General features: G+C 65.0%; 17 protein-coding genes and 1 tRNA gene. 9 read left to right on the top strand and 9 right to left on the bottom strand.

The genetic code is table 11. The features are described 5' to 3' along the window. The first annotated feature begins 99 nt into the window (after positions 1 to 99). From ACWCIA_RS05515 to ACWCIA_RS05485, 7 genes are all read left to right on the top strand, one after another. Positions 100 to 1,287: a DegT/DnrJ/EryC1/StrS family aminotransferase gene (locus tag ACWCIA_RS05515; protein ID WP_454161587.1), complete on the top strand. Its 1,188-nt coding sequence runs from the start codon at positions 100 to 102 to the stop codon at positions 1,285 to 1,287. Continuing rightward, positions 1,284 to 2,351: a GNAT family N-acetyltransferase gene (locus ACWCIA_RS05510; protein ID WP_454161586.1), complete on the top strand. Its 1,068-nt coding sequence runs from the start codon at positions 1,284 to 1,286 to the stop codon at positions 2,349 to 2,351. The genes ACWCIA_RS05515 and ACWCIA_RS05510 overlap by 4 nt, the downstream gene beginning before the upstream one ends. Beyond that, complete coding sequence (locus ACWCIA_RS05505) at positions 2,348 to 2,596, top strand: acyl carrier protein (RefSeq protein WP_454161585.1); 249 nt, start codon at positions 2,348 to 2,350, stop codon at positions 2,594 to 2,596. The genes ACWCIA_RS05510 and ACWCIA_RS05505 overlap by 4 nt, the downstream gene beginning before the upstream one ends. 22 nt (positions 2,597 to 2,618) lie before the next feature. Further along, a complete protein-coding gene (locus ACWCIA_RS05500; RefSeq protein ID WP_454161584.1) occupies positions 2,619 to 3,461 on the top strand; it encodes a hydrolase 2, exosortase A system-associated in 843 nt (280 codons plus the stop codon). Then, positions 3,454 to 4,320 (top strand): hydrolase 1, exosortase A system-associated, encoded by an 867-nt coding sequence (locus ACWCIA_RS05495; protein ID WP_454161583.1) that lies wholly within the window; start codon positions 3,454 to 3,456, stop codon positions 4,318 to 4,320. Before ACWCIA_RS05500 ends, ACWCIA_RS05495 begins: the two co-directional genes overlap by 8 nt. Before the next feature lie 149 nt (positions 4,321 to 4,469). Further along, the gene (locus tag ACWCIA_RS05490) at positions 4,470 to 4,748 is read left to right on the top strand and encodes a helix-turn-helix domain-containing protein (RefSeq protein ID WP_454161582.1); all 279 of its coding nucleotides are present in this window, start codon (positions 4,470 to 4,472) and stop codon (positions 4,746 to 4,748) included. Next, positions 4,745 to 6,031, top strand: a complete 1,287-nt coding sequence (locus tag ACWCIA_RS05485) for a HipA domain-containing protein (protein ID WP_454161581.1) — start codon at positions 4,745 to 4,747, stop codon at positions 6,029 to 6,031. Before ACWCIA_RS05490 ends, ACWCIA_RS05485 begins: the two co-directional genes overlap by 4 nt. A 48-nt stretch (positions 6,032 to 6,079) precedes the next feature. Here ACWCIA_RS05485 and ACWCIA_RS05480 read toward each other — a convergent pair whose 3' ends face one another. The 8 genes from ACWCIA_RS05480 to ACWCIA_RS05445 all read right to left on the bottom strand — a co-directional run bounded on the left by ACWCIA_RS05480 (position 6,080) and on the right by ACWCIA_RS05445 (position 16,655). Beyond that, on the bottom strand, positions 6,080 to 7,495 hold the full coding sequence (locus tag ACWCIA_RS05480; RefSeq protein WP_454161580.1) for a right-handed parallel beta-helix repeat-containing protein: 1,416 nt from the start codon (positions 7,493 to 7,495) through the stop codon (positions 6,080 to 6,082). Then, the gene (prsR, locus tag ACWCIA_RS05475) at positions 7,492 to 8,853 is read right to left on the bottom strand and encodes a PEP-CTERM-box response regulator transcription factor (protein ID WP_454161579.1); all 1,362 of its coding nucleotides are present in this window, start codon (positions 8,851 to 8,853) and stop codon (positions 7,492 to 7,494) included. Before prsR ends, ACWCIA_RS05480 begins: the two co-directional genes overlap by 4 nt. Before the next feature lie 13 nt (positions 8,854 to 8,866). Continuing rightward, entirely contained in the window at positions 8,867 to 10,960 is a 2,094-nt protein-coding gene (gene prsK, locus ACWCIA_RS05470) for an XrtA/PEP-CTERM system histidine kinase PrsK (RefSeq protein ID WP_454161578.1), read from the bottom strand. A gap of 73 nt (positions 10,961 to 11,033) precedes the next feature. Beyond that, positions 11,034 to 12,437, bottom strand: coding sequence for a TIGR03013 family XrtA/PEP-CTERM system glycosyltransferase (locus ACWCIA_RS05465; protein ID WP_454161577.1), 1,404 nt, complete (start codon positions 12,435 to 12,437; stop codon positions 11,034 to 11,036). 26 nt (positions 12,438 to 12,463) lie between these two features. Next, the gene (locus ACWCIA_RS05460; protein WP_454161576.1) at positions 12,464 to 13,531 is read right to left on the bottom strand and encodes an SDR family oxidoreductase; all 1,068 of its coding nucleotides are present in this window, start codon (positions 13,529 to 13,531) and stop codon (positions 12,464 to 12,466) included. 145 nt (positions 13,532 to 13,676) lie between these two features. Next, the gene (locus ACWCIA_RS05455; RefSeq protein WP_454161575.1) at positions 13,677 to 14,966 is read right to left on the bottom strand and encodes a nucleotide sugar dehydrogenase; all 1,290 of its coding nucleotides are present in this window, start codon (positions 14,964 to 14,966) and stop codon (positions 13,677 to 13,679) included. 264 nt (positions 14,967 to 15,230) lie between these two features. Beyond that, positions 15,231 to 16,298: an acyltransferase family protein gene (locus ACWCIA_RS05450; RefSeq protein WP_454161574.1), complete on the bottom strand. Its 1,068-nt coding sequence runs from the start codon at positions 16,296 to 16,298 to the stop codon at positions 15,231 to 15,233. A 281-nt stretch (positions 16,299 to 16,579) separates the two neighbouring features. Continuing rightward, positions 16,580 to 16,655, bottom strand: a tRNA-Arg gene (locus ACWCIA_RS05445). A 217-nt stretch (positions 16,656 to 16,872) separates the two neighbouring features. On the opposite strand from ACWCIA_RS05445, the gene ACWCIA_RS05440 reads away from it, so the two are divergent. Further along, the gene (locus ACWCIA_RS05440; RefSeq protein WP_454161573.1) at positions 16,873 to 17,823 is read left to right on the top strand and encodes a c-type cytochrome; all 951 of its coding nucleotides are present in this window, start codon (positions 16,873 to 16,875) and stop codon (positions 17,821 to 17,823) included. A gap of 60 nt (positions 17,824 to 17,883) precedes the next feature. Here ACWCIA_RS05440 and ACWCIA_RS05435 read toward each other — a convergent pair whose 3' ends face one another. Beyond that, on the bottom strand, positions 17,884 to 18,348 hold the full coding sequence (locus tag ACWCIA_RS05435; protein WP_454161572.1) for a hypothetical protein: 465 nt from the start codon (positions 18,346 to 18,348) through the stop codon (positions 17,884 to 17,886). Between the two features lie 22 nt (positions 18,349 to 18,370). Here ACWCIA_RS05435 and ACWCIA_RS05430 point away from each other — a divergent pair, with 22 nt between their 5' ends. Next, on the top strand, positions 18,371 to 20,401 hold the full coding sequence (locus tag ACWCIA_RS05430; RefSeq protein WP_454161571.1) for an RIFT barrel domain-containing protein: 2,031 nt from the start codon (positions 18,371 to 18,373) through the stop codon (positions 20,399 to 20,401). Positions 20,402 to 20,709 lie beyond the last annotated feature (308 nt).

The raw sequence follows: 20,709 nt of genomic DNA, 5'->3' as shown, positions 1-20,709 counted from the left end.
AACAGCTTGCAGCTTTTTGGCCGCGTCAGGCACGCCCTTTCGGCGCCAATCGGGGATGTTTCGTGGCAAATTTTTCAACACCCGGTTTATACTGCCCGCATGCTTGCCAACCCGCTTCCCGTCCGGCCCCTGATTCCGCTGGCGCCGATCCTGTCGGCGTCCTCGTTCCGGCGCGCGGCCGGAGTGCGGGCGCGCACGGTGCTCGATGCCGGCAACTACCGCCTGGTGACCAGCGGGCGCGTCGCCATTGCGCTCGCCTTGCGCGAGATCGGCGTGGGACCGGGCGACGAAGTGCTGGTGCCGGCCTACCACAGTCCCTCGATGATCCCGCCCGTGCTGTGGCGCGGCGCGCAGCCCATGTTCTACCGGGTCGGCCCGGACGCCGCGGTCGACCTGGCCGACCTCGCGGCGAAGATCACGCCCGCGACCCGCGCCCTGATGGTCACCCATTACTTCGGCTTCCCGCAGGAGATGGCGCCGATCCGCGCCCTGTGCGACGCGCGCGGCATTGCGCTGATCGAGGATTGCGCCCACTGCTTCATCGGCGAGCATGGCGGGCGCCCGGTCGGCGCCTGGGGAGACTATGCGATCGCCAGCAGCATGAAATTCCTGCCCGTCTACGAAGGCGGCGCGCTGGTATCCAGCCGCCACTCGCTCGAGCGCGTGGCCCTGCACTCGGCCGGCGCCGGCTTCGAGGCCAAGGTGGCCCTCAATTCGCTGGAACGCGGTTTCGCTTACGGCCGGCTATCCGCCGTGCGCGCCGCCATGTGGCTGCCGCTGCGCGCGAAAGGGGCCTTATGGGGACTGGTCAAGCGCCAGCGCAGCAGTCCCGCCGCCGCCCTGGCGCCCGACTCGTCCGACAGCAGCTTCAATTTCGACCCGCGCTGGCTCGATAAACGTTCTTCCCTGTTCGCGCGCACCATGCTGAAACTGGCGTCCCCGGGCCGCATCCAGGCGCTGCGCCGCAGCCATTACGCACGCCTGGAAGAGGCTGTTCTCGGCTTGCCCGGCGTGCGGCCGCTGCACGCGCGCCTGCCCGATGGCGCCTGCCCCTGGGTCTTTCCGCTGCTAGCGACCGACCCGGAGGCTTTGTTCGCGCGTTTAAAAGCGCTCGGCGTGCCGCTGACCCGCTTCGGCAACCCGCCCTGGCCGGGCGTCGACGCCGCCACCTGCCCCAACAGCGCGATGCTGGCACGGCACGTGCTGGCCCTGCCCTGCCACCAGGAGCTGCTCGACACCGAAGTCGACTGGCTGGTGGCGCGCCTGCGGGAAGCGGTGACCCCATGAGCTGGCTACTCGTTCCCGCGCGCGAATTCGCGCAGCATCGCGACGCCTGGTCGCGCCTGCACGCTTCGCTCGGCCCCGGCCATGCCTCGTCTCTGCTGGCCTGCGAATTCGTGGCGCCGCTGGTCGAGCAGTTCGGGCGCGGCGACGAGCTGCTGGCCTGCCTGAAGAATGGCGCGGCCGTGCGCGCGATGGCCATCGTGCGCCCCAGCCGGCGCGGCGCCTGGGCCACCTTCCAGCCAGCGCAAGCCCCGGTCGGCCTGTGGCTGCAGGCTCCCGGCCAGGACACGGCGCAACTGGCGCGCAGCCTGCTCGGGGCCCTGCCCGGCTTCCCGCTGATGCTGGCGCTGACGCAAATGGACCCGATGCTGATGCCGCGTCCGCCGGAAGGCCCCTGCACCCGCAGCCTCGACTACATCGACACGGCGCGCGTGACTGTAGCGGGCAGCTTCGACGACTACTGGAATGCGCGCGGCAAGAATTTACGGGGCAACCTCAAGAAGCAGCGCGCGCGCCTCGAACGCGAAGGCGTCCTCACGCGCATGGTGGTCGACCGCAGTTTCGCCGGCATGGCGCAGGCCGTGGCCGACTACGGGCGCCTCGAAACGTCGGGCTGGAAGGGCGGCGAAGGCACGGCGGTCAGCGCCGACAACGCCCAGGGCCGCTATTACCGGGCCATGCTCGAGGGGATGGCGGCGCGCGGGGCGGCCAGCGTCTACCGCTATTATTTCGGCGAGCAGCTGGTGGCGATGGACCTGTGCGTGGAAGACGGCGACAGCATCGTCGTGCTCAAGACCGCGTACGACGAGAGCGTACCCTCGAACCTGTCGCCGACCTTGCTGATGCGCGAGGAAGCCTGCCGCAGCCTGTTCGAGGATGGACGCTTCCAGCGTCTGGAATTTTACGGGCGCGTGATGGAATGGCATACGCGCTGGACGGAAGAGGTACGCACTATGTACCATGTCAACTATTACCGCTGGCCGGGACTGGCCCGCCTGCACGCGCTGCTCGATGCGCGTCGCGCGGCTACCTCCCGCCCCGCTCACACTACGACGGCTAGCCTATGAAGTACCTTGAAGAAGTCAAGAACCTCCTGATCGACGTGCTCAACCTCGGCCCGGCCGGGCACGCCCTGGACGCGGACTCGCCGCTGCTGGGCAGCCTGCCCGAGCTCGATTCGATGGCCGTGGTCACCCTGATCGGCGCGTTGGAGGAGCATTTCGGCATCGTCGTCGACGACGACGACATCAGCGCCAGCACCTTCGCCACCCTCGGCAGCCTGGCGAATTTTGTCGCCGAACGCGCCGAGTAAGCAGGCGCACCAGCACGCTGCCATGACCGCGCCCTCTCCCGGCCACGCGCCCGCCGACGCCTTCTTCCTCGACACCCCCGGCGGCCCGCGCTTCTGCCTGTACCACGCCCCGCAAGGCGCGTGCCGCGGCGCGCTGGTCTATGTGCACCCGTTCGCCGAGGAGATGAACCGTTCGCGCCGCATGGCGGCGCTCGGCGCACGCGCACTGGCCGCGCAGGGGATCGGCGTGCTGCTGCTCGACCTGCACGGCTGCGGCGACAGCGCCGACGATTTCGGCGACGCCACCTGGGACGGCTGGCTGCAGGACATCGCCTGCGCGCGCGCCTGGATCGAAGAACGCCTGGGCCGCCCCGCCGGCCTGTGGGGCCTGCGCCTGGGCGCGCTGCTGGCCGTCGTGCACGCGCAGCGCGCGCCACATCCTCCAGAACGCCTGCTGCTGTGGCAGCCGGTCACCAACGGCTCGGGCTACCTGAACGGCTTCCTGCGCCTGCGCCTGGCCGGCGAGCTGCTCGCCGGAGGCAGCGACAGCGGCGGCACCGAAGCGCTGCGCGAAGCCCTCGCCGCCGGCGAATCGCTGGAGATCGCCGGCTATACGCTGAACCCGGAACTGGCGAAGGGCATCGACGCGGCCGACGCGCGCGCACTCGGACCGCGCTGCCCGATCGGCTGGTTCGAAGTGACGGCCGCCGCCGGCCGTCCGCTGCCGCCGGCGGCCGTGCGCGTGGCCGACACCTGGCGCCTGCAGGGCAGCCGGGTCGACGTGCACCTGGTGCAGGGCCCGCAATTCTGGACGGCGCCCGAGACCATCGACTGCCCCGAACTGCTGGAAGCGACCCTGGCCAGCCTGGAGACGCCCGATGCCTGACGCAGTGTCCAACAAACGCGCGCTCGCCTTCCCCTGCCAGGGCGCCTGGCTATACGGCGTGCTGGACCTTCCTGAAAGACCGCATCCGCGCGGCGTCCTGATCGTCGTCGGCGGCCCGCAATACCGCGCCGGCAGCCACCGCCAGTTCACCCTGCTCGCACGCGACCTGGCGGCAAGCGGCATCCCGGCCATGCGTTTCGATTACCGCGGCATGGGCGACAGCGAGGGAGAGTTGCAGACCTTCGAGAACGTCGACGCGGACCTGCGCGCCGCCATCGACCGCTTTTTCGTCGAGGTGCCCGGCATGCGGGAAGTGGTCTTGTGGGGGCTGTGCGACGGCGCTTCGGCCGCCAGCCTGTACGCGCCGCAGGACCCGCGCGTGTCGGGCCTGGTGCTATTGAACCCCTGGGTGCGCACCGAGGAAGGACAGGCACGCGCCACCATCAAGCATTATTACAAGGACCGCCTGTTCGACGCCCGCCTGTGGAAGAAGATCGGCAGCGGCCAGTTCGACGTCAGGGAATCGGTGCGCTCGCTGTACCAGAATGTCGGTAAAGCCTTGACTTCGAAACCTGCCGCTTCCGCACAAAATGACGCGGCGCCGGATGCCCCGCTGCCCGAGCGCATGCAGGGCGCCCTGACCCGCTTCGGCGGACGGGTGCTGGTGGTGCTGAGCGGCGCCGACCTGACGGCACAGGAATTCGCCGGCCTCTCGAGCCGCCCCGGCGCCTGGCAGCGCCTGCTGTCGGGAACGCGTTTTACGCGCAAGCAGATCGACAAGGCGGACCACACCTTCTCGCGCCGGCCCTGGCAAGATCAAGTCTCGAACTGGACGCGCGACTGGCTGCGCAGCTGGTAAGCATGGAATGCTGCTCCTTATCGAAAGAATTCTTTCGATAAGGACGTAAATAGGCAGGATTTTGTGATTATCGATAGAAATCTATCGATAAGCGCTATATTGGTCGCGTTTCGCCTATAATCGAAACAAATCTTTCGATAACGGATCGTATGCCCATCGTTAAAAGTCCTGCGCAACTCGGCGCCGTGCTGCGCCAGACACGGGTAGCGCTGCAATTGCCTGCAGCCGATGTCGCTGCCATGTCCGGCACATCGGCTGTCAGCCTGCGCCGTCTGGAATCAGGCAATGCCACCGCCGCGTTGGAACACCTGTTCACGGTGCTGGACGAGCTGGGCATCGAAATGCAGCTGAACGCGCCCCCTGAAGCAGGAACCATCGTCCTGCCCGCTACCTCCGGTAAGCCCAAGCGCATACGAGTGCGCCTATGACACGCAGCCTGGAAGTGTCGATCGACACGGCGGCGGTCGGCACCCTCTTTGAAAACGCGGGTATCTGGTCGTTCCAGTATGCCTCTGCCTGGCTCAAGGACGGCCACGCCCTTGCGCCGAAGCTCCCGCTAGGGAACGACGTCATCGTCGATGCGGGAACCGACCGCCCTGTCCAGTGGTTCTTCGATAATTTGTTGCCCGAAGAGTCAGCCCGCGCCAGCCTGTTCGCTGCACTACCCGAAAAAGGTGGCGATGCCTGGGACTTGCTGGCGCAGTTCGGTGCCGAGTCCGCTGGTGCGCTGACCCTACTGCCTCCCGGCGCCGTACAGGAACCAGGGGGCTTGCAAGCGCTATCCGATGAAGAGTTGTACGCACGAATCCAGGCCATGCCACGCATACCGCTGGCGGCGAAGGCGCCAAAAAAAATGTCCCTGGCCGGCGCCCAGCAAAAGCTGCCCGTTGTCAGGGACGAGCACGGCGCGCTGTTCGACCCTGTGGGCGCCTGGCCATCGACGCATATCCTGAAACCGGATGTGCTGAGCGAGCACTATCCGAGCAGCGCCGTCAACGAATGGTTTTGCGCGCGCGTAGCCCGGGAAATCGGCCTGCCGGTACCGCCGGTACACCTGCGCTACGTCCCCGCCCCCGTCTATCTGATCGAGCGCTTCGACCGTGTTACCCGGGACGGCGTGATTCGTCGCTTGCACACGCTCGACGCCGCCCAGTTGCTATCGCTGTCGGCGGGCGCCAAATATGCGCGCTCGGGCGTCGACGCCTTGCGCGAGGTCGTCGACGCCTGCCGGATCAAGGCCACCGCCCGCCTTGCCCTGCTGCGCTGGACCATGTTCAACGCCCTGATCGGCAATGCGGACGCCCACCTGAAAAACCTCTCGCTGTACGCCGGCAAGCGTGGCTACGCCATCGCACCCCACTACGATCTGGTGAGCACGGCGGCATGGTCGCGCCCCGAACTGCTCGGCGCAGGAGAGGCACCCTGGCCGCAGGTCGAACTTTCCTTCGCCATCGGCGCGGCACGCACTTTCGATGCCCTGACCGTCAAGGACGTGATCGGGTTCGCTGTTGAGCTGGGAGTGCCCGCTAGAGTGGCACAGTCTGAAATGGCGCGCATGACCAAGGCCGTCAAGCCCGCCGCCGACAAGGTATTGGCCGAATACGAGGCCCGTACCGATGTGCCGGCGGTAATGAAGGCAGGCCAAATGAAGATGCTCAGGGCAATCATCTACTTGCCGCTCCAGACCATGAGCGCCCGGCTTACGCCGTGAGGCAGGGCGACAAGGGAAGGAACGCCCGTTCCTGCCCTTGTCTTTGCGCTAGGCGCCGGCGCGCAGGCAGCGTGCGAAGTTGTCGAACGCGCCGTAGCTTGCGCCGCTGCCGCCCGACATCCCGCATAAATCGCTTGCCGCCGCCGGGCCCTCGCGCCGTGGCGGGTCATCGCGCCAGCGCAGGTCCAGCGTGGCCGGGTCCGCAAACAGCGACCGCTGCGGATGGCGCCCGAGGTACAGCCAGACGATGCTTGTGCTCAGGTTGTCGCCCAAGCGCAGCACGCCGCCGTCGCGCGACTGCAGGGGTCCGTCGACCAGGTTGCCTTCGAACGCCGCGCCGCTTTCGGCGTAGCGCACCTGCACCCCGGCCGTGTCGAGCAGGGTGTTCCGTTCGATGCGCGTATTCGCCGCGCTATTCAGATAAATCCCTGCGTCCGAGCAGCCGGACACCAGGTTCGCGCGCATGACGCCCTCGTCGTGTTCGGTGATGCAGCGCCCGTCGCGGCAGTATGGCTTGCCGGTGCCGCCGCCGCCGAACGAAAGGCCGACGCGCTGCCCGGGCTGGCCGGCCAGCAGCCGCTCGCACAGCACCACATTGCGCTCGAAGACCGTGCGCTGCGCGCCGCCCTTGGCAAAGGCGCCATAGCTGACGCGGTCGCCCCAGGCTTTCACGAAGTCGTGGATAAGATTGGCGCGGATGGTCCAGTCGCTGGCCGCCACCAGGTCGATCGGCGTGACCGGATGCGTGGTCTGGCGCGGCCCCGTGTTGCCCAGGGTGTTCGCTTCGATCAGGCCGTGGTCGGGGAAGTGGCCGCGCTCGCCGTTGATTTTGAAGTGGGCGTTGAAGTCGCGGATCGTGTTGTTGCGGGCGACGAAATGATGGGCCTTGCCGACCACGTGGAAGGCGTGGTCGCAGGCGCCGGCGTTGCCGCAGGCGCCCTGGATCGTCAGGTTTTCGAAACGCCAGTAGGGCGCCGAGACCGCAAAGCCCTCGGCGGCAATGAGGCCGATCCGCACCGTGCCGGGGCGCGCCGCGCGCACCACGATCGGCGCCTCGGCGCTGCCGGCCTGGCGCGCGTAGACGGTGCCGCGCAGCGTGTATTCGCCGGGCAGGAAGGTGATGACGTCGCCGGCGACGGCCGTCGCGATCGCCTGGCGCGCTTCCTCGCCGGACGCGACCAGGCGCTCCCTGCCCTGCGGGGCGGGTGCACCGTCCGGCTGGGCGCCCAGCGTCAGCGCCGGCAGCGGCTGGGGAGAGACGGCGCCGCGGTCGAGGTATTGCAGGGTGCCGGCGACCAGCCGTCCGGCGCCGACGATAAGCTCGTTGTGGCCGCTGGTACGCTTGAGGATGTAGGGTGCAAGCGCGCGCGGCGTGACGCCCTGGGATTGCAGGTACAGGAGGCCACCCGCGGCGCCGGCCGCCGCCAGCAGCAGCGGCGCGGCCAGCACCGTCCACAGCTTCATGCGGCGGTCTTGATGTTGTGACGGCTCATCAGGTCGTACATGGTGGGGCGGCTGATGCCGAGGATCTCGGAGGCCTTGACGATGTTGCCGTCGACCCGCGCCAGCGCCTTGATGATGGCCTTGTACTCGGCTTCGTCGCGAACCTGGCGCAGGTTGATCGGCTCTTCTTCCCCGCCCTCGCCCGGCAGGCCGAGGTCGTCGGCAACGATCGTGTTCCCGTCGGCCATGATGACCGCGCGCTTGATGCAGTTTTCCATCTCGCGCACGTTGCCCGGCCACGGGTAGGCTTCGATCGCGGCAATCGCGTCCGGCGCGAAGTGCAGCGCCTGGCGCGATTCCTGGGCGCAGAACTTGTTTTTAAAATGGTGGGCCAGCAGAGCGGCGTCGCCTTCGCGCTCGCGCAGCGGCGGAATCGTCACCACGATCTCGGACAGGCGGTAATACAAGTCTTCGCGGAAGCGGCCGGTCGCGCACAGTTCCTTGAGCTTCTGGTGGGTCGCGCAGACGATGCGCACGTCGACCGGAATTTCTTCGTGGCCGCCGATGCGCTCGATCACGCGCTCCTGCAGGAAGCGCAGCAGCTTGGCCTGCAGCGGCATCGGCAAATCGCCTACCTCGTCGAGGAAGAAGGTGCCGCCGTGCGCGAGTTCGACCTTGCCCTTGGTCTGTTTGGCCGCGCCGGTAAAGGCGCCCTTCTCGTAGCCGAACAGTTCGCTCTCGAGCAGGTTTTCGGGAATCGCGGCGCAGTTGATCGCCATGAAGCGCTCTTTCGCGCGCGGGCTCAATGCGTGCACGGCGCGCGCCAAGACCTCTTTACCGGTACCCGATTCGCCCAGCAGCATCACGGAAGCGGAGGTCGGGGCGACCTTTTCCACGTTGCGGCAGATTTTGAGCATCGACGGCGCGCGCGAAATCACGCCCGACATCGGCGAGTCGGCCTGCTGTTGCTGCATGCGGCGGTTTTCCTGCTGCAGTTCGTGCAGGAAGAAGGCGCGCTGGATCACCAGGTTCAGCACCTCGGGGTCGCACGGCTTTTGATGGAAATCGTAGGCGCCCAGGCCGATTGCTTTCACTGCGTTCGCGTGGTCCTGGTTGCCGGTCAGGACGATGACGCGCGTGTCCGGCGCCAGGGCCAGGATCTGCTGCAGCGTGGCCAGGCCCTCGGTCGAGCCGTCCGGGTCGGGCGGCAGGCCGAGGTCCATGGTGACGACGGCCGGTTCGTGGCGCCGCACTTGCGCCAGCGCCGCTTCGCGGTCGCCCGCGACCACGACCTCATACGCGTCCAGGCTCCATTTGAGCTGCTTTTGCAGGCCCGGGTCGTCTTCGATGATCAGGAGTTTCGGTTTGTTCTGTGTCACGGTAATCCTCGGTTCAGGCTGCCCGTTCGACGAGCAGCGCATCCTGTTTGTACAGTGGCAGGATGACTTTGAAAGTAGTGCCGGAGGACGGCTGGCTTGCGACTTCCAGGCGTCCGCCCAGCTCGTTGATGTATTCGCGGCTTTCGAACACGCCGATGCCCATGCCGGCCGACTTGGTCGACTCGAAGGGCTTGAACAGGCGTTCGCGGATGAAGGCCTCGCTCATGCCTTCTCCGGTATCGGCGATCTCGACCTGCACCGACTCGCCTACCTGCGCGAGGGCGATGGTGACGCTGCCGTCCTTCGGCGTGGCCTCGATCGCATTCTGGATCAGGTGGCCGACGACGCGCTCGAGCCGTTCGCGGTCGGCCAGCACGCGCAGGCCGGTATCGCGCACATCGAGCGTCGGGCGCGGCTCGAAGGCCGCCTTCATGGCCACCGCCTGTTTCACCACCTGGTCCATGGCGAGCGGCACCGGCTTTTCCTCGACGTCGATGCGCGACAGCTTTTGCAGCATCAGGCGCATCTTCTGCACCGACAGCGACACCGTCTCCAGCATGTCGGCCTGGAACTCGGGATTGTGCTTGTGCTTTTCCGCGTTGGTGCTCATCAGGGACAGCTGCGAGACCAGGTTCTTCAGGTCGTGCACCACGAAAGTCGACATGCGGTTGAAGGACTCGAACTGGCGCGCCACCATCAGGCCGTCGGCCGCGTCCTGCTGCGCCAGGTAGCTGGCGGCCTGGCTGCCGGCGATCTCCAGCAGGTCCAGCACTTCCCAGTTCAGCTTTACCTGGCTGCGCGCCGTCTGCAACAGCACGAAGCCGAACAGCCTGGTGCCCAGCATCAGCGGCACCACCAGCCAGCCGCGCGGCCAGGCGAGCAGCCACTCGGGCAGCACCAGGCCGTCGTACTTTTCCGGGTACTCCGCGTATTCGCCCAGGTCGATCACCCACTGGGTCGTCTCCAGGAAGCGCGCCAGCGCCGCATCCCCCGGTTCGACAGCGTCGCTCAGCGGCACCTGCCAGCGCGCCACCGGCACGAAGGCGCTCGCGCCATTGGCCAGTTCCCTGCGCTGCCAGAGCGCCCCGCCCGGGCTCTCGACCAGCGCGGCCACCGCCTGCACGGTGCGCTGGCCCAGGTCCGGCCCCGCTTCGGACAGGGTGCGCGTAAAACGCATCCACTCTTCGCGGTAGTCGTAGCCATAGCTGTAGAAATGCTTGCTGATGAAGACCTTCAGCCAGGCGCGGAAGGTGCCCGAGAACAGGATACCGGCCAGCAGCAGCAGCGCGCCGAACAGGAAAGTCACCTGCATCACCGTGCCCCAGCTGCCGCCGAAGTAGCGCAGGTAATAGCCGGCCGAGCCCATTGCCAGCAGGTAGATCGCGGAGCCGAACAGCGCGGCCGAATGGAACATCGCGCGGCGCGACACGGCCAGCGGCGAGCGCCAGGATTTGGCGCGGCCCATCGACACCGCCAGCAGCGGCACCGTCAGCGCGTTGACGACGCCGCGCGCGATCCAGATGTCCTGGTCGACTTCGCGGAACAGCATCGCGTGGCTGTACAAATAAAAATCGTAGGCGAACATGCCGCCGATGCCGAGGCAGGCGAACTTGATGGCCCAGCGTTCCTGGACCGACTTGTTGCGGTAGGCCTGCTCCACCAGCAGCATGCCGCCGACGGCCTGCACCACGCGCGCCATCACCGGCAGCACGCTGTCGAGCAGGGCCAGGTCCCAGTAGCCGAGCATGGCCGCGCACAGGGCCAGCGCATAGCAGACCGCCGCCACGAACAGCGCCGGGCGCAGGCCCAGGGTCAGGCGGCTGCCGGGCTTGCGCCAGTCGCCCAGCAGCACGACCAGGAACAGCGACCAGGCGGCATTCCTTGCCACCTCGAAGCCGTCGGAGAGGTCGGTCCACATCAGGAGATCGGTGGCGGCCCAGGCCAGGGCCGCGGCCCAGAAGCTCGACGCCAGGCAGGCGGCGACCAGCACCGGACCGTAGGCACGCCCGCGCCAGCTCGTCAGGAGCGGCACGCACAGGCCCAGGAAGCCGATGGCCGCGAGGCCATAGCTGTAGGCGGCGATACTGGTCAGGGAAACACTATCCATGGGCAGGAGCCGGGCTATTCGAGCCCGGCGCAATCGTTATCCGGGCGCTGCCCGGCATGTTCGGCGAAATTCCTTAGCGGCCGCTGCGGAACAATACGACTTTCAGCGTGTTGATCAGGACGAGGAAGTCGAGGAACAGGCTGTTGTTCTTCACGTAATACAGGTCGTACTGCAGCTTTTGCAGCGCGTCCTCGGCCGAGGAGCCGTAGCCGTAGCGCACCTGCGCCCAGCCGGTGATGCCTGGCTTGATGCTGTGGCGCACATTGTAGTACGGGACGACTTCGATCAGCTGTTCCACGAAGTAGGGGCGCTCCGGGCGCGGGCCGACGAAGGACATCTCGCCCTTGAACACGTTCAGGATCTGCGGCAGCTCGTCGATACGGGTCTTGCGCATGAAGTTGCCCACGCGGGTGACGCGCGGATCGTTCTGTGCGGCCCACTGCGGCTTGCCGCCCTTCTCGGCGTCGGCGCGCATGCTGCGGAATTTATGGACGAAGAAGCTTTTGCCGTCGCGGCCGACGCGTTCCTGCGAATAGAAGATCGGGCCGCGGTCTTCGAACCACACCGCCAGCGCCGCCAGCAGCATCAGCGGGAAGGTCAGCGCCAGGATCAGGGTGCTGCACACCAGGTCGAAGGTGCGCTTCATGAACATGCGCACGAAACTCTGGTCGAAGCCGCCGCCGAACACGAGCCAGCTCGGCTGGATCGAATCGACCCGGATCTGGCAGGTTTCGCGCTCGAAGAAGGTGGCGGCATCGGTCACTTTCAGGCCCTGCAGCTTGCAGTCGAGCAGCTCCTTGATCGGGAAGCCGCCGCGGCGGTTCTGCACCGAGACCACGATTTCCGACACGTTGTACTGGCGCGCCAGCTTGACCAGCGAGTCGCCGTCGCGCATCTTCAGCAGGTTGCCCTGGCCCACGCACAGCTCTTCGCCCGGCGCCGGGATGAAACCGGCGATGCTGTAGCGGTGGTAGCGGTTGGCGCGCTCGGCCAGCTCGCTGCATTCCTTGGCCAGCGGGCCGCCGCCGAGGAACATGATGCGCGACTGCAGGAAGCGTGCTTCCGAGGTCTTGAAGAAGATCATGCGCGCGATGAAGATGCCGACTGCCGACAGGCCGAACACCAGCAGCAGGATGCCGCGCCCGAAGGACAGCTCCGGCGCCACGTAGAACACCAGCGTCAGGATCAGGAAGCCCATCGCGAACGAGGGCATCAGCTTCATCAGGAACGGGTGGCGCAGGCCCTCTTCGAAGTCGAGCTGGTACATGCCCATTGCGCTCATGCTGAAGACGATCGCCAGCGCGAATGCGACTGCCGAGGTGAAGAAATGGTCGAGCGACGGCGCGGTCACCGCGGCATCGATGTCCATGAAGCGCAGTGCGGCGCCGGCGTAGGCGGCGCCCAGCAGCACCAGCACTTCGACGACCAGCAGCATGGAAACGATCTTCGATACGTAGTGGTTAGAAATCCTGAACACGTCAGCCTCCTGATGATTCTTTTTACTTACTCGGACACGACGGGCGTGGACGCCCCGGGTGCGCCCTGCGCTTGCAGGTCGCGCACGTACCAATCCATGGCTTGCGCCAGGCCTTCGCCGATGCGGTGCGTCGGCGCGTAGCCCAGCAGCGTAGCGGCCTTGCCGATGTCGGCCTGCGAATGGCGCACGTCGCCGCGGCGGAAGTCGACATACTGCGGCTGGTGCGCGTCCACATGCGGGAAGCGCGTGCGCAGCAGGTCGCGCATCATCGCGTACAGCTGGTTCAGGCTGGTGCGCTCGTTGAGCGCGACGTTGTACACCTGGTTCGCGGCTTCGGCCGGCGCCATGGCGGCCAGCAGGTTCGCCTGCACCACGTTGTCGATGTAGCAGAAATCGCGACTGGTCTCGCCGTCGCCGTTGATGCGCAGCGGCTCGTTGCGGATCAGCGCGGCCACCCACTGCGGGATCACCGCGGCGTAGGCGCCGTGCGGGTCCTGGCGCGGGCCGAACACGTTGAAGTAGCGCAGGCCGATCGATTCCATGCCGTAGGTACGGCCAAACACGTTCGCATACAGCTCGTTGACGTATTTCGTCACGGCGTAGGGCGACAGCGGATTGCCGATCACGTCTTCCACTTTGGGGAGCGCCGGGTGGTCGCCATAGGTCGAGCTCGACGCGGCGTAGACGAAACGGCGTACCTTCGCGTCGCGCGCGGCAACCAGCATGTTGAGGAAGCCGGTGACGTTGGTGGCGTTGGTATTGATGGGATCGTCGATCGAGCGCGACACGGAGCCGAGGGCGGCCTGGTGCAATACGAAGTCGACGCCGGCGCAGGCTTGGGCGCAGTCGGCAGGGTTGCGGATATCGCCTTCGATGAAATTAAATTTCGTCCAGGCCTCTTGCGTGACAGATTCTTTCACCAGCTCCAGATTGCGACGATTCCCGGTTGCAAAGTTGTCGAGCCCGGTCACACGCTGGCCGAGCGCCAGCAGCGCCTCGACCAGGTTCGAGCCGATGAAGCCGGCCGCGCCGGTGACCAGCCAATGATGGCTGTGCTCGCCGAGCTGCTGCCTAACGTCTTGAATCTTATTCACAGTTTTCCGAACACTTTCTTGATAATGAAGGGTGATCCCCGGCGCCGGCCTTGCCGCGCCGCCGCGGATCTCCCGCAGGCCGGCCAGGCCGGATGCGGGGGACAGGGCCAGGGCCCTGCCACTTTGTCGAGCAATTTCCTATCTGTTACAGGCGCCAGACGCAGTAACCGGCCTCGCCGAGGGCGGCCTGGTCGAACTGCGACTTGACGTCGATGAAGCAGCCGCCGTCGTTGAGCTTGGACTGGATATCGGTCAGCGACATGGCCAGCACTTCCTTGTGCGGCACGGCGGCGATCAGGGCGTCGGCCTTCGGCAGGCTGTCCCAGCTTTCCAGCTTGATGCCGTACTCGTGCTCGGCTTCGTCGGCTTCGGCCAGCGGATCCCAGACGTGGACGTCGACGCCGTAGCTTTCCAGTTCATGGACGATGTCGGCCACTTTCGAATTGCGCAGGTCCGGGCAGTTTTCCTTAAAGGTCAGGCCGATGACGTTGACCTTGGCGCCCTTGACCTGGAAGCCCGAGGAAATCATCGATTTCACGGTTTTCTCGGCAACGAATTTCGCCATGCCGTCGTTGATGCGGCGGCCCGCCAGGATCACCTGCGGGTGGTAGCCGACCATCTCGGCCTTGTGGGTCAGGTAGTACGGGTCGACGCCGATGCAGTGGCCGCCGACCAGGCCCGGACGGAACGGCAGGAAGTTCCACTTGGTGCCGGCCGCCTTGAGCACTTCCAGCGTGTCGATGCCGATCTTGTCGAAGATGATCGCCAGTTCGTTCATCAGGGCGATGTTCAGGTCGCGCTGGGTGTTTTCGATGACTTTCGCCGCTTCGGCCACCTTGATGCTCGAAGCGCGGTGCACGCCGGCGGTGATCACGGTCTCGTACAGCTGGGCGACGCGCTCCAGGGTCTCGTCGTCGTCGCCGGACACCACTTTCAGGATGGTCGTCAGGGTGTGTTCCTTGTCGCCCGGATTGATGCGCTCCGGCGAGAAGCCGACGTGGAAGCCTTCCTTCCACTTGGTGCCCGAATGCTTTTCCAGCAGCGGGATGCAGACTTCTTCGGTCGCGCCCGGGTAGACGGTCGACTCGAAGATGACGATCGCGCCTGGCTTGAGGTTCTTGCCGACCGTGGTGCTGGCGCCGATCAGCGGGGTGAAGTCCGGGTTGTGGGCGATGTCGACCGGGGTCGGCACGGCGACCACGACGTAGTCGGCCTGGGCCAGCATGGCCGGGTCGGTGGTGACTTCGAGGCGACCCGCAGCCTGCAGCTGTTCGGTCGACACTTCACCGGTCGGATCGATGAATTTTTTGTAGTTCTCGATTTTCGAGGCCGACAGGTCGAAACCGATCGTCCGTACTTTTTTGCCGAATTCTACTGCGAGCGGTAACCCGACATACCCCAGTCCTACTACCGCGACGACCTGATCTGCTTTCATTATCAGCTTCCGTTATCGAATAAAGTTTTGCTATTGCGCCAACTAGTGTGGCATGGAAAATTGTGGTGCTCCGGTCACGCAGGCATCGACTTGCCTAGGCAGTGTGACCGCGCATGCACGGCGTATCCGGCCATGATGTTTACCTGCATGCCGAAGCGCGAAAACAGCTCGGCAGGCAGCGGATATTGAAATATTAGCATTTTCCAACAAACAAGTTGCGAATTGAAAATGAATCGTGCGCACGGGATTTATATATCCAATGTATTAACTTCCGGCCGGCGCGGCTGCCGTTGCGGCGGCAGCCTTGGGCGCCGGGCGCGCATCCACGTGGGTGCCGAGCACGGCGCCCAGCAGCCCCGGCGTGTAGCGCGCCAGCAGGCGATAGGTCACGACCAACAAAGCCACCACCACGAAGGGGGCCAGCACCCAGTACACGGGATACGGCACCCAGGAGGCGAAGGGTTTGAAGGCGATCCAGGTTGCCAGCAACACCGGCGCATGGGCGACGAACACGAAAAAGCTGTATTTGCTCATTCTCGCCATCCAGCGCCCGAACGCGGTCGGCGCCAGCAGCGAGGCGGCGGGCCAGATCAGGAAAGGGGCGACCAGGCGCAGGTAATTGGTATTGGCGACGCGCATCGCCACGATCCAGACGCAGGCCAGCAGGAAGGCGATCAGCGCCGGCCAGGCGAAGCGGTCGAAGGCGACCAGGTTCCAGCCGCGCACGGCAGCCAGCCCGCCGATATAAAAGATGGGCGCCATCACGTCGCGCAGCAGCAGCGCGCGGTCGAGATTGTTCATGAAGATGCCGAATACGAGCACCAGTCCAACCCAGGGCGCGTGGCGCAGGAAGAAGCCGAACACGGGTGCAAGCAGCATCAGCACCAGCAGGTCGCGCAGGAAGTTCAGCGGGTAATTAATAGGCGAATCGCGGTAGCCGAAGGCAAGGTCGAGCCAGCCGCGCAGGTCGGCCGGCGGAATTCCGCTCGACAGTGCCATGCCGGCGCCATGGTAGAGCACGAGGGCAGCCGCCAGCAGCGACAGGTTGAAAAACAGGAAAGGCACCAGGATGGTCTTGCCTTTCTTTTTTGCAAGCCGCAGCGGATCCTGGTCGATCGCCGAGCGAAACAGTAAGTAGCCGGAAATGACGGTCAGCACCGGCACCGTGCAGCGGAACACGGCCAGTTGCAGGAAGGCCTTGGTCAGGGCGAAGGGTTCGTTGGTGAGTTCGGCAAAGGGAACGAAAGGGGGGACATGCAGGAGGACGACCCCGAAAATCATCAGGAAGCGCAGCATGGCGATGCGGAGTCGCACCTGATCTTCTACTGGCATTTCGACGTTTCCTTGAGTTTCACACAGCGGCAGCCGCGACAGTGACCGGGATGGAGAGTATAACCGATGCCCTATTCAACTTGCATTTTAGACAGGAAAAATCGCGGAAGCTGTTGTTTTTATTGCCAATACTGTTGAGTTTCGTGCAGTGCGGAAGGCGTGCAGGAAGGGGGTTGGCGCCGGACTCGGCGGAAAACAGGACAGAAGGCGGCGCCCAGGCGACGGCATGCCCGCGTATTGGCAGACAAGAAAGGCATCGACGAGGGAAAACGGGAGGGAAATGGTGCGGCTGGCTGGAATCGAACCAGCGACCCTTGGCTTCGGAGGCCAATACTCTATCCACTGAGCTACAGCCGCACGGGGAACAACGAGGTACCCAGGTGAAACTCCTGAGCGATGCGAAGGATACCGTCTTTCGCCGCCCGCGTCCATGGAAAGCTGGAACGGCTACACAATGCATGTGCCATGAGGAATCTTTTGAGACTATAATCGCCTGCTGGCGGCCTTTGCAAAAAAGTCATGCAGGAAGCACAAGCGCCGGGTAGCAGGTTTTTTTAATCGTATTAAGGAAATCATGAGCGACGCACACAATGAACAATCGTTTATCCGGACGCCCAAGCAGCTGATTGGTGTAGTCGCAGGGTTCTTCCTGGTAATCGTTATCGGCATCATCCTGCTCGTCGTCTTCGTCACGAGCGACAAGGTAGAAGGCGCCGGCACCAACAGCTCGGCGCCGGATGCGGTCGCGGCGCGTCTGCGCCCGGTGGCCGAGGAAGGCTTTACGCTGGTCGACGCGAATGCGCCGAAAGTACTGCAGGCGGGCGGTGCGGTCTACACCGCCGTGTGCGCCGCCTGCCACAGCACCGGTGCAGCCGGTGCGCCGAAGACCGGTGCGCCCGCGGACTGGAGCGCGCGCCTGGCGCAGGGCTACGACACCCTGGTGAAACATGCGATCGAAGGCATCCGCGCCATGCCGGCCAAGGGCGGCAACCCGGACCTGGACAACCTCGAAGTCGAACGCGCCGTCGTCTATATGGCGAACCAGAGCGGCGCCAAGTTCAAGGAACCGGCCGCTCACGCCGCAGCGCCTGCCGCCGCTGCCACCGCAGCCGCCGGCACCGAAGCGGCCGCCGCTCCGGTCGCCGTGAATGCCGCCACCGCTTCGCCGGTCGCCGGCACCCCGGCCAGCGCCACCCCGACGGCGCCGGCCAGCGCGGCCACCCCGGCGCCAGCCGCGGCTGCCGCCCCGGCTGCTGCTGCCGCGCCGGCAGTCGCCGACGCCGGCAAGGCCCTGTATAACAGCGCCTGCATGGCCTGCCACGGCGCGGGTGTCGCCGGTGCGCCGAAGCTGGCCGACAAGGCCAACTGGGCGCCGCGCATCAAGCAGGGCAACGCCGTGCTGTACGAACATGCGATCAAGGGTTATCAGGGCAAGTCCGGCGTGATGCCGCCGAAAGGCGGTTCAAGCGCGCCGGATGCCGATGTCAAGGCCGCAGTCGACTTCATGGTGGCCTCCTCGCGTTGAGCGAAGTCATCCGGCAAGCCTGTAAAACCGCCCGCTGGGCGGTTTTTTTATTTGGTCACATCACTCGGCAGTCAGATAAAGAAAAGACAAGAGACTTTCAAAGCAAATAATATTCGTAAAATACTCGACAATATTACGTTGTATTTGGACGAAATATTGAACTGTGCGCCGCATTTTTCTGTTCTGTGATCTTGCTTTGGCGTAATCTTTAGAAAATTCCTTGGGGCAATAATTTATTCCCCACAGTAACTTCTCTGAAGACGCCATGACACTCCCACTCCAGAATTTTGCACTGCGAATTGCCGCAATCGCGGCATTCGGTACCACCCTTGTCGCCTGCGGCGGCGGCGGTGGCGCAGGCTCGAATGCAAGCCTGGCATCGACCAGCTCGGCCAGCCCGACCTCCCCGGCCGCTACGGCCCCGGCCGCCCCAACCGCCCCAGCCGCCCCAGCTCTTACTGCGCCGACCACCGATGGCGCCGCCGTACCGGCCCCGGTATCGCCGCCGACCAGTGCGCCGATCATCGTGTCCGAGCCGGCTACGTCCATGCCTGCCAGTATCGCACCGATCGGTACCTATACCGTGTTCGGCACCGTCACCGACGTGCGTATCGAAAACACCAGCGCCGTTGCCCAGGCCAACCTGCCGGTGACCTTCGGCCAGGTCTTCGGTGAAGGCCACCTGATGCCGGCCGACACCCTGGTCGGCGGTTTCGAGGACGGCACCAGCATCCCCCTGCAGATCGACGTCAAGGCGACCCACCCGGACGGTTCGGTGCGCCACGCGGTGGTGTCGGGCATCGTCCCGAGCCTGGCCGCGGGCCAGGGCCGCGCCATGTCGCTGATGAGGACGAACGCCCCGCAAGACGCCGGACTGGGTCCGCAGACCTTGCTGGCGAACGGCTTCAGCTCGTCCGTGCATGCCACCATCGGCGGCGTGCGCTACTACGCGTCGGCCGACGACCTGATCAAGACCGGCGCGCCTGTCCAGACCTGGTTGTCGGGCAGCGTCGCCAACGAATGGCATGTCTCGACGCCGCTGATGACGGCCGACGGTGTCGTGCACCCGCACCTGAGCGCCCGTTTCGCGATCCGCTGGTACGACGCCATCAAGAAGGCGCGCGTTGACGTCACCATCGAAAACGCCTGGGCCTACGAGCCGAATCCGCAAAATATTACCTATGACGCCGAAGTCATGGTGCGCGGCGCCGTCGTGTATTCGAAGCCGGCCATGACCCATTATCACCACGCCCGCTGGCGCAAAACGTTCTGGTGGGGCGGCGACGCCGGCCAAGCCTACGTGAAACACAACACGGCTTACCTGATCGCCAGCCGCGCCGTGCCGAACTACGACCAGAGCTTCAAGATTGCCGAAACCGAACTGGCTGCTCTCAAGACCAAGTTCAGCGGCACCGTCACCGAGCCGATGAACGTGGGCCTGGCCGTCAAGGCCATGGCCACCACGGGCGGACGCGACGACATCGGCCTGCTGCCGAGCTGGGCCACCAGCTACCTGCTGAGCATGGACAAGCGCGCCAAGGACGCGACCCTCGGTACCGCCGACCTGGCCGGCAGCTGGTCGATGCACTTCCGCGACAAGAACACCGGCAAGCCGATCACCCTGATGGACTATCCGTATATGACGATCCTGGGCAACATCGGCGATACGAAAAACCCTGCCACAGGCAAGTACGAAGCCTTCCCTACCTGCCCGAAGACGGTGTGCACCACCCCGTACTCGCATGACTCCTCGCACCAGGCCAACTTCGCCTACCTGCCCTACCTAGTCACCGGCGACCATTACTACCTGGAAGAGCTGCAGTTCTGGTCGATGTGGAACGTGTTCTCGAGCAATCCAGGCTACCGCAGCAATATCAAGGGCCTGCTGCACAGGAACCAGGTGCGCGGCCAGGCATGGAGCCTGCGCTCGGTGGCCGAAGCGGCCTACATTACGCCGGACAGCGACCGCCTGAAGGGACACTTCAACCAGATCCTGACGAATAACCTCGACTATTACACGAGCCACTTCACGAACGGCGGCGCCGGCGCGAATGCCCTGGGCGTGATCACTACCGGTTCGGCCATCGTCTATAGCAGCGAACTCGGCGTGGCTCCCTGGCAGGACGACTTCTTCACCTCGGCCCTGGGCCATACGGCGGAACTCGGCTTCACGAAGGCACTTCCGCTGCTGCAGTGGAAGGCGACCTTCCCGATCGAGCGCATGATCGGCGACGGTACCTGCTGGGTCGGCAGTGCGATGTACAAGATGAACGTGCGTCCGACCTCGACCAGCCCGCTGTACACGACCATCGCCGAAGCCTTCAAGGCCAGCAGCCCGGACTACGTGACGCTCGCCTGCGGCAGCGCCGAGATGGCCGCCTCGCTCGACATCAAGATCGGCGAGATGAGCGGTTATGCCACCTCGGTCATGGGTTACCCGGCCAACATGCAGCCGGCCCTGGCCTACGCGGCGACCTTCGCCGGCGCCCGCGGCGCCGCCGCCTGGGCCAAATTCGAGGCACGCCCGGTCAAGCCGGACTACTCGAAGGGTGCGCAGTTCGCGATCCGGCCGCGCTAAGCCGCAAACAGCACATGAAAAGCCGGGGCAGCGTCCCCGGCTTTTTTTCGCCGGTACGCCGCCGCCGGGCGTTCAAGCTCTCCCGTGGAGCATCAACAGTGGCTCAGCCCATCAGTTGCACTTTTATATTTCTGTAAACTTAACATAAAATTTCAACGGAAGGGTTTTCCGACAAATAATATTCGTAAAAATTTCTATAACATAGTGTTGTATTTGGGATAGATTTTGAACATTCGGACGATTTTTTGTGTTGTGCGTGCTTTCTTTGGCTTAACCTTCGGAAATTCCAACGGGAAACGATTGTTCCC

This window comes from Massilia sp. SYSU DXS3249, from assembly GCF_053668055.1.
This window is presented reverse-complemented; position numbering and strand designations above follow the sequence as displayed.

Coding starts and splice junctions, on each gene's coding strand:
- ACWCIA_RS05485 (WP_454161581.1), top strand. CDS start 4,745: ATGACACGCAGCCTGGAAGTGTCGATCGACACGGCGGCGGTCGGCACC.
- ACWCIA_RS05490 (WP_454161582.1), top strand. CDS start 4,470: ATGCCCATCGTTAAAAGTCCTGCGCAACTCGGCGCCGTGCTGCGCCAG.
- ACWCIA_RS05505 (WP_454161585.1), top strand. CDS start 2,348: ATGAAGTACCTTGAAGAAGTCAAGAACCTCCTGATCGACGTGCTCAAC.
- ACWCIA_RS05450 (WP_454161574.1), bottom strand. CDS start 16,298: ATGCCAGTAGAAGATCAGGTGCGACTCCGCATCGCCATGCTGCGCTTC.
- ACWCIA_RS05515 (WP_454161587.1), top strand. CDS start 100: ATGCTTGCCAACCCGCTTCCCGTCCGGCCCCTGATTCCGCTGGCGCCG.
- ACWCIA_RS05440 (WP_454161573.1), top strand. CDS start 16,873: ATGAGCGACGCACACAATGAACAATCGTTTATCCGGACGCCCAAGCAG.
- ACWCIA_RS05480 (WP_454161580.1), bottom strand. CDS start 7,495: ATGAAGCTGTGGACGGTGCTGGCCGCGCCGCTGCTGCTGGCGGCGGCC.
- ACWCIA_RS05430 (WP_454161571.1), top strand. CDS start 18,371: ATGCCTGCCAGTATCGCACCGATCGGTACCTATACCGTGTTCGGCACC.
- ACWCIA_RS05455 (WP_454161575.1), bottom strand. CDS start 14,966: ATGAAAGCAGATCAGGTCGTCGCGGTAGTAGGACTGGGGTATGTCGGG.
- prsK (WP_454161578.1), bottom strand. CDS start 10,960: ATGGATAGTGTTTCCCTGACCAGTATCGCCGCCTACAGCTATGGCCTC.
- ACWCIA_RS05495 (WP_454161583.1), top strand. CDS start 3,454: ATGCCTGACGCAGTGTCCAACAAACGCGCGCTCGCCTTCCCCTGCCAG.
- ACWCIA_RS05500 (WP_454161584.1), top strand. CDS start 2,619: ATGACCGCGCCCTCTCCCGGCCACGCGCCCGCCGACGCCTTCTTCCTC.
- ACWCIA_RS05510 (WP_454161586.1), top strand. CDS start 1,284: ATGAGCTGGCTACTCGTTCCCGCGCGCGAATTCGCGCAGCATCGCGAC.
- ACWCIA_RS05435 (WP_454161572.1), bottom strand. CDS start 18,348: ATGATCGGCGCACTGGTCGGCGGCGATACCGGGGCCGGTACGGCGGCG.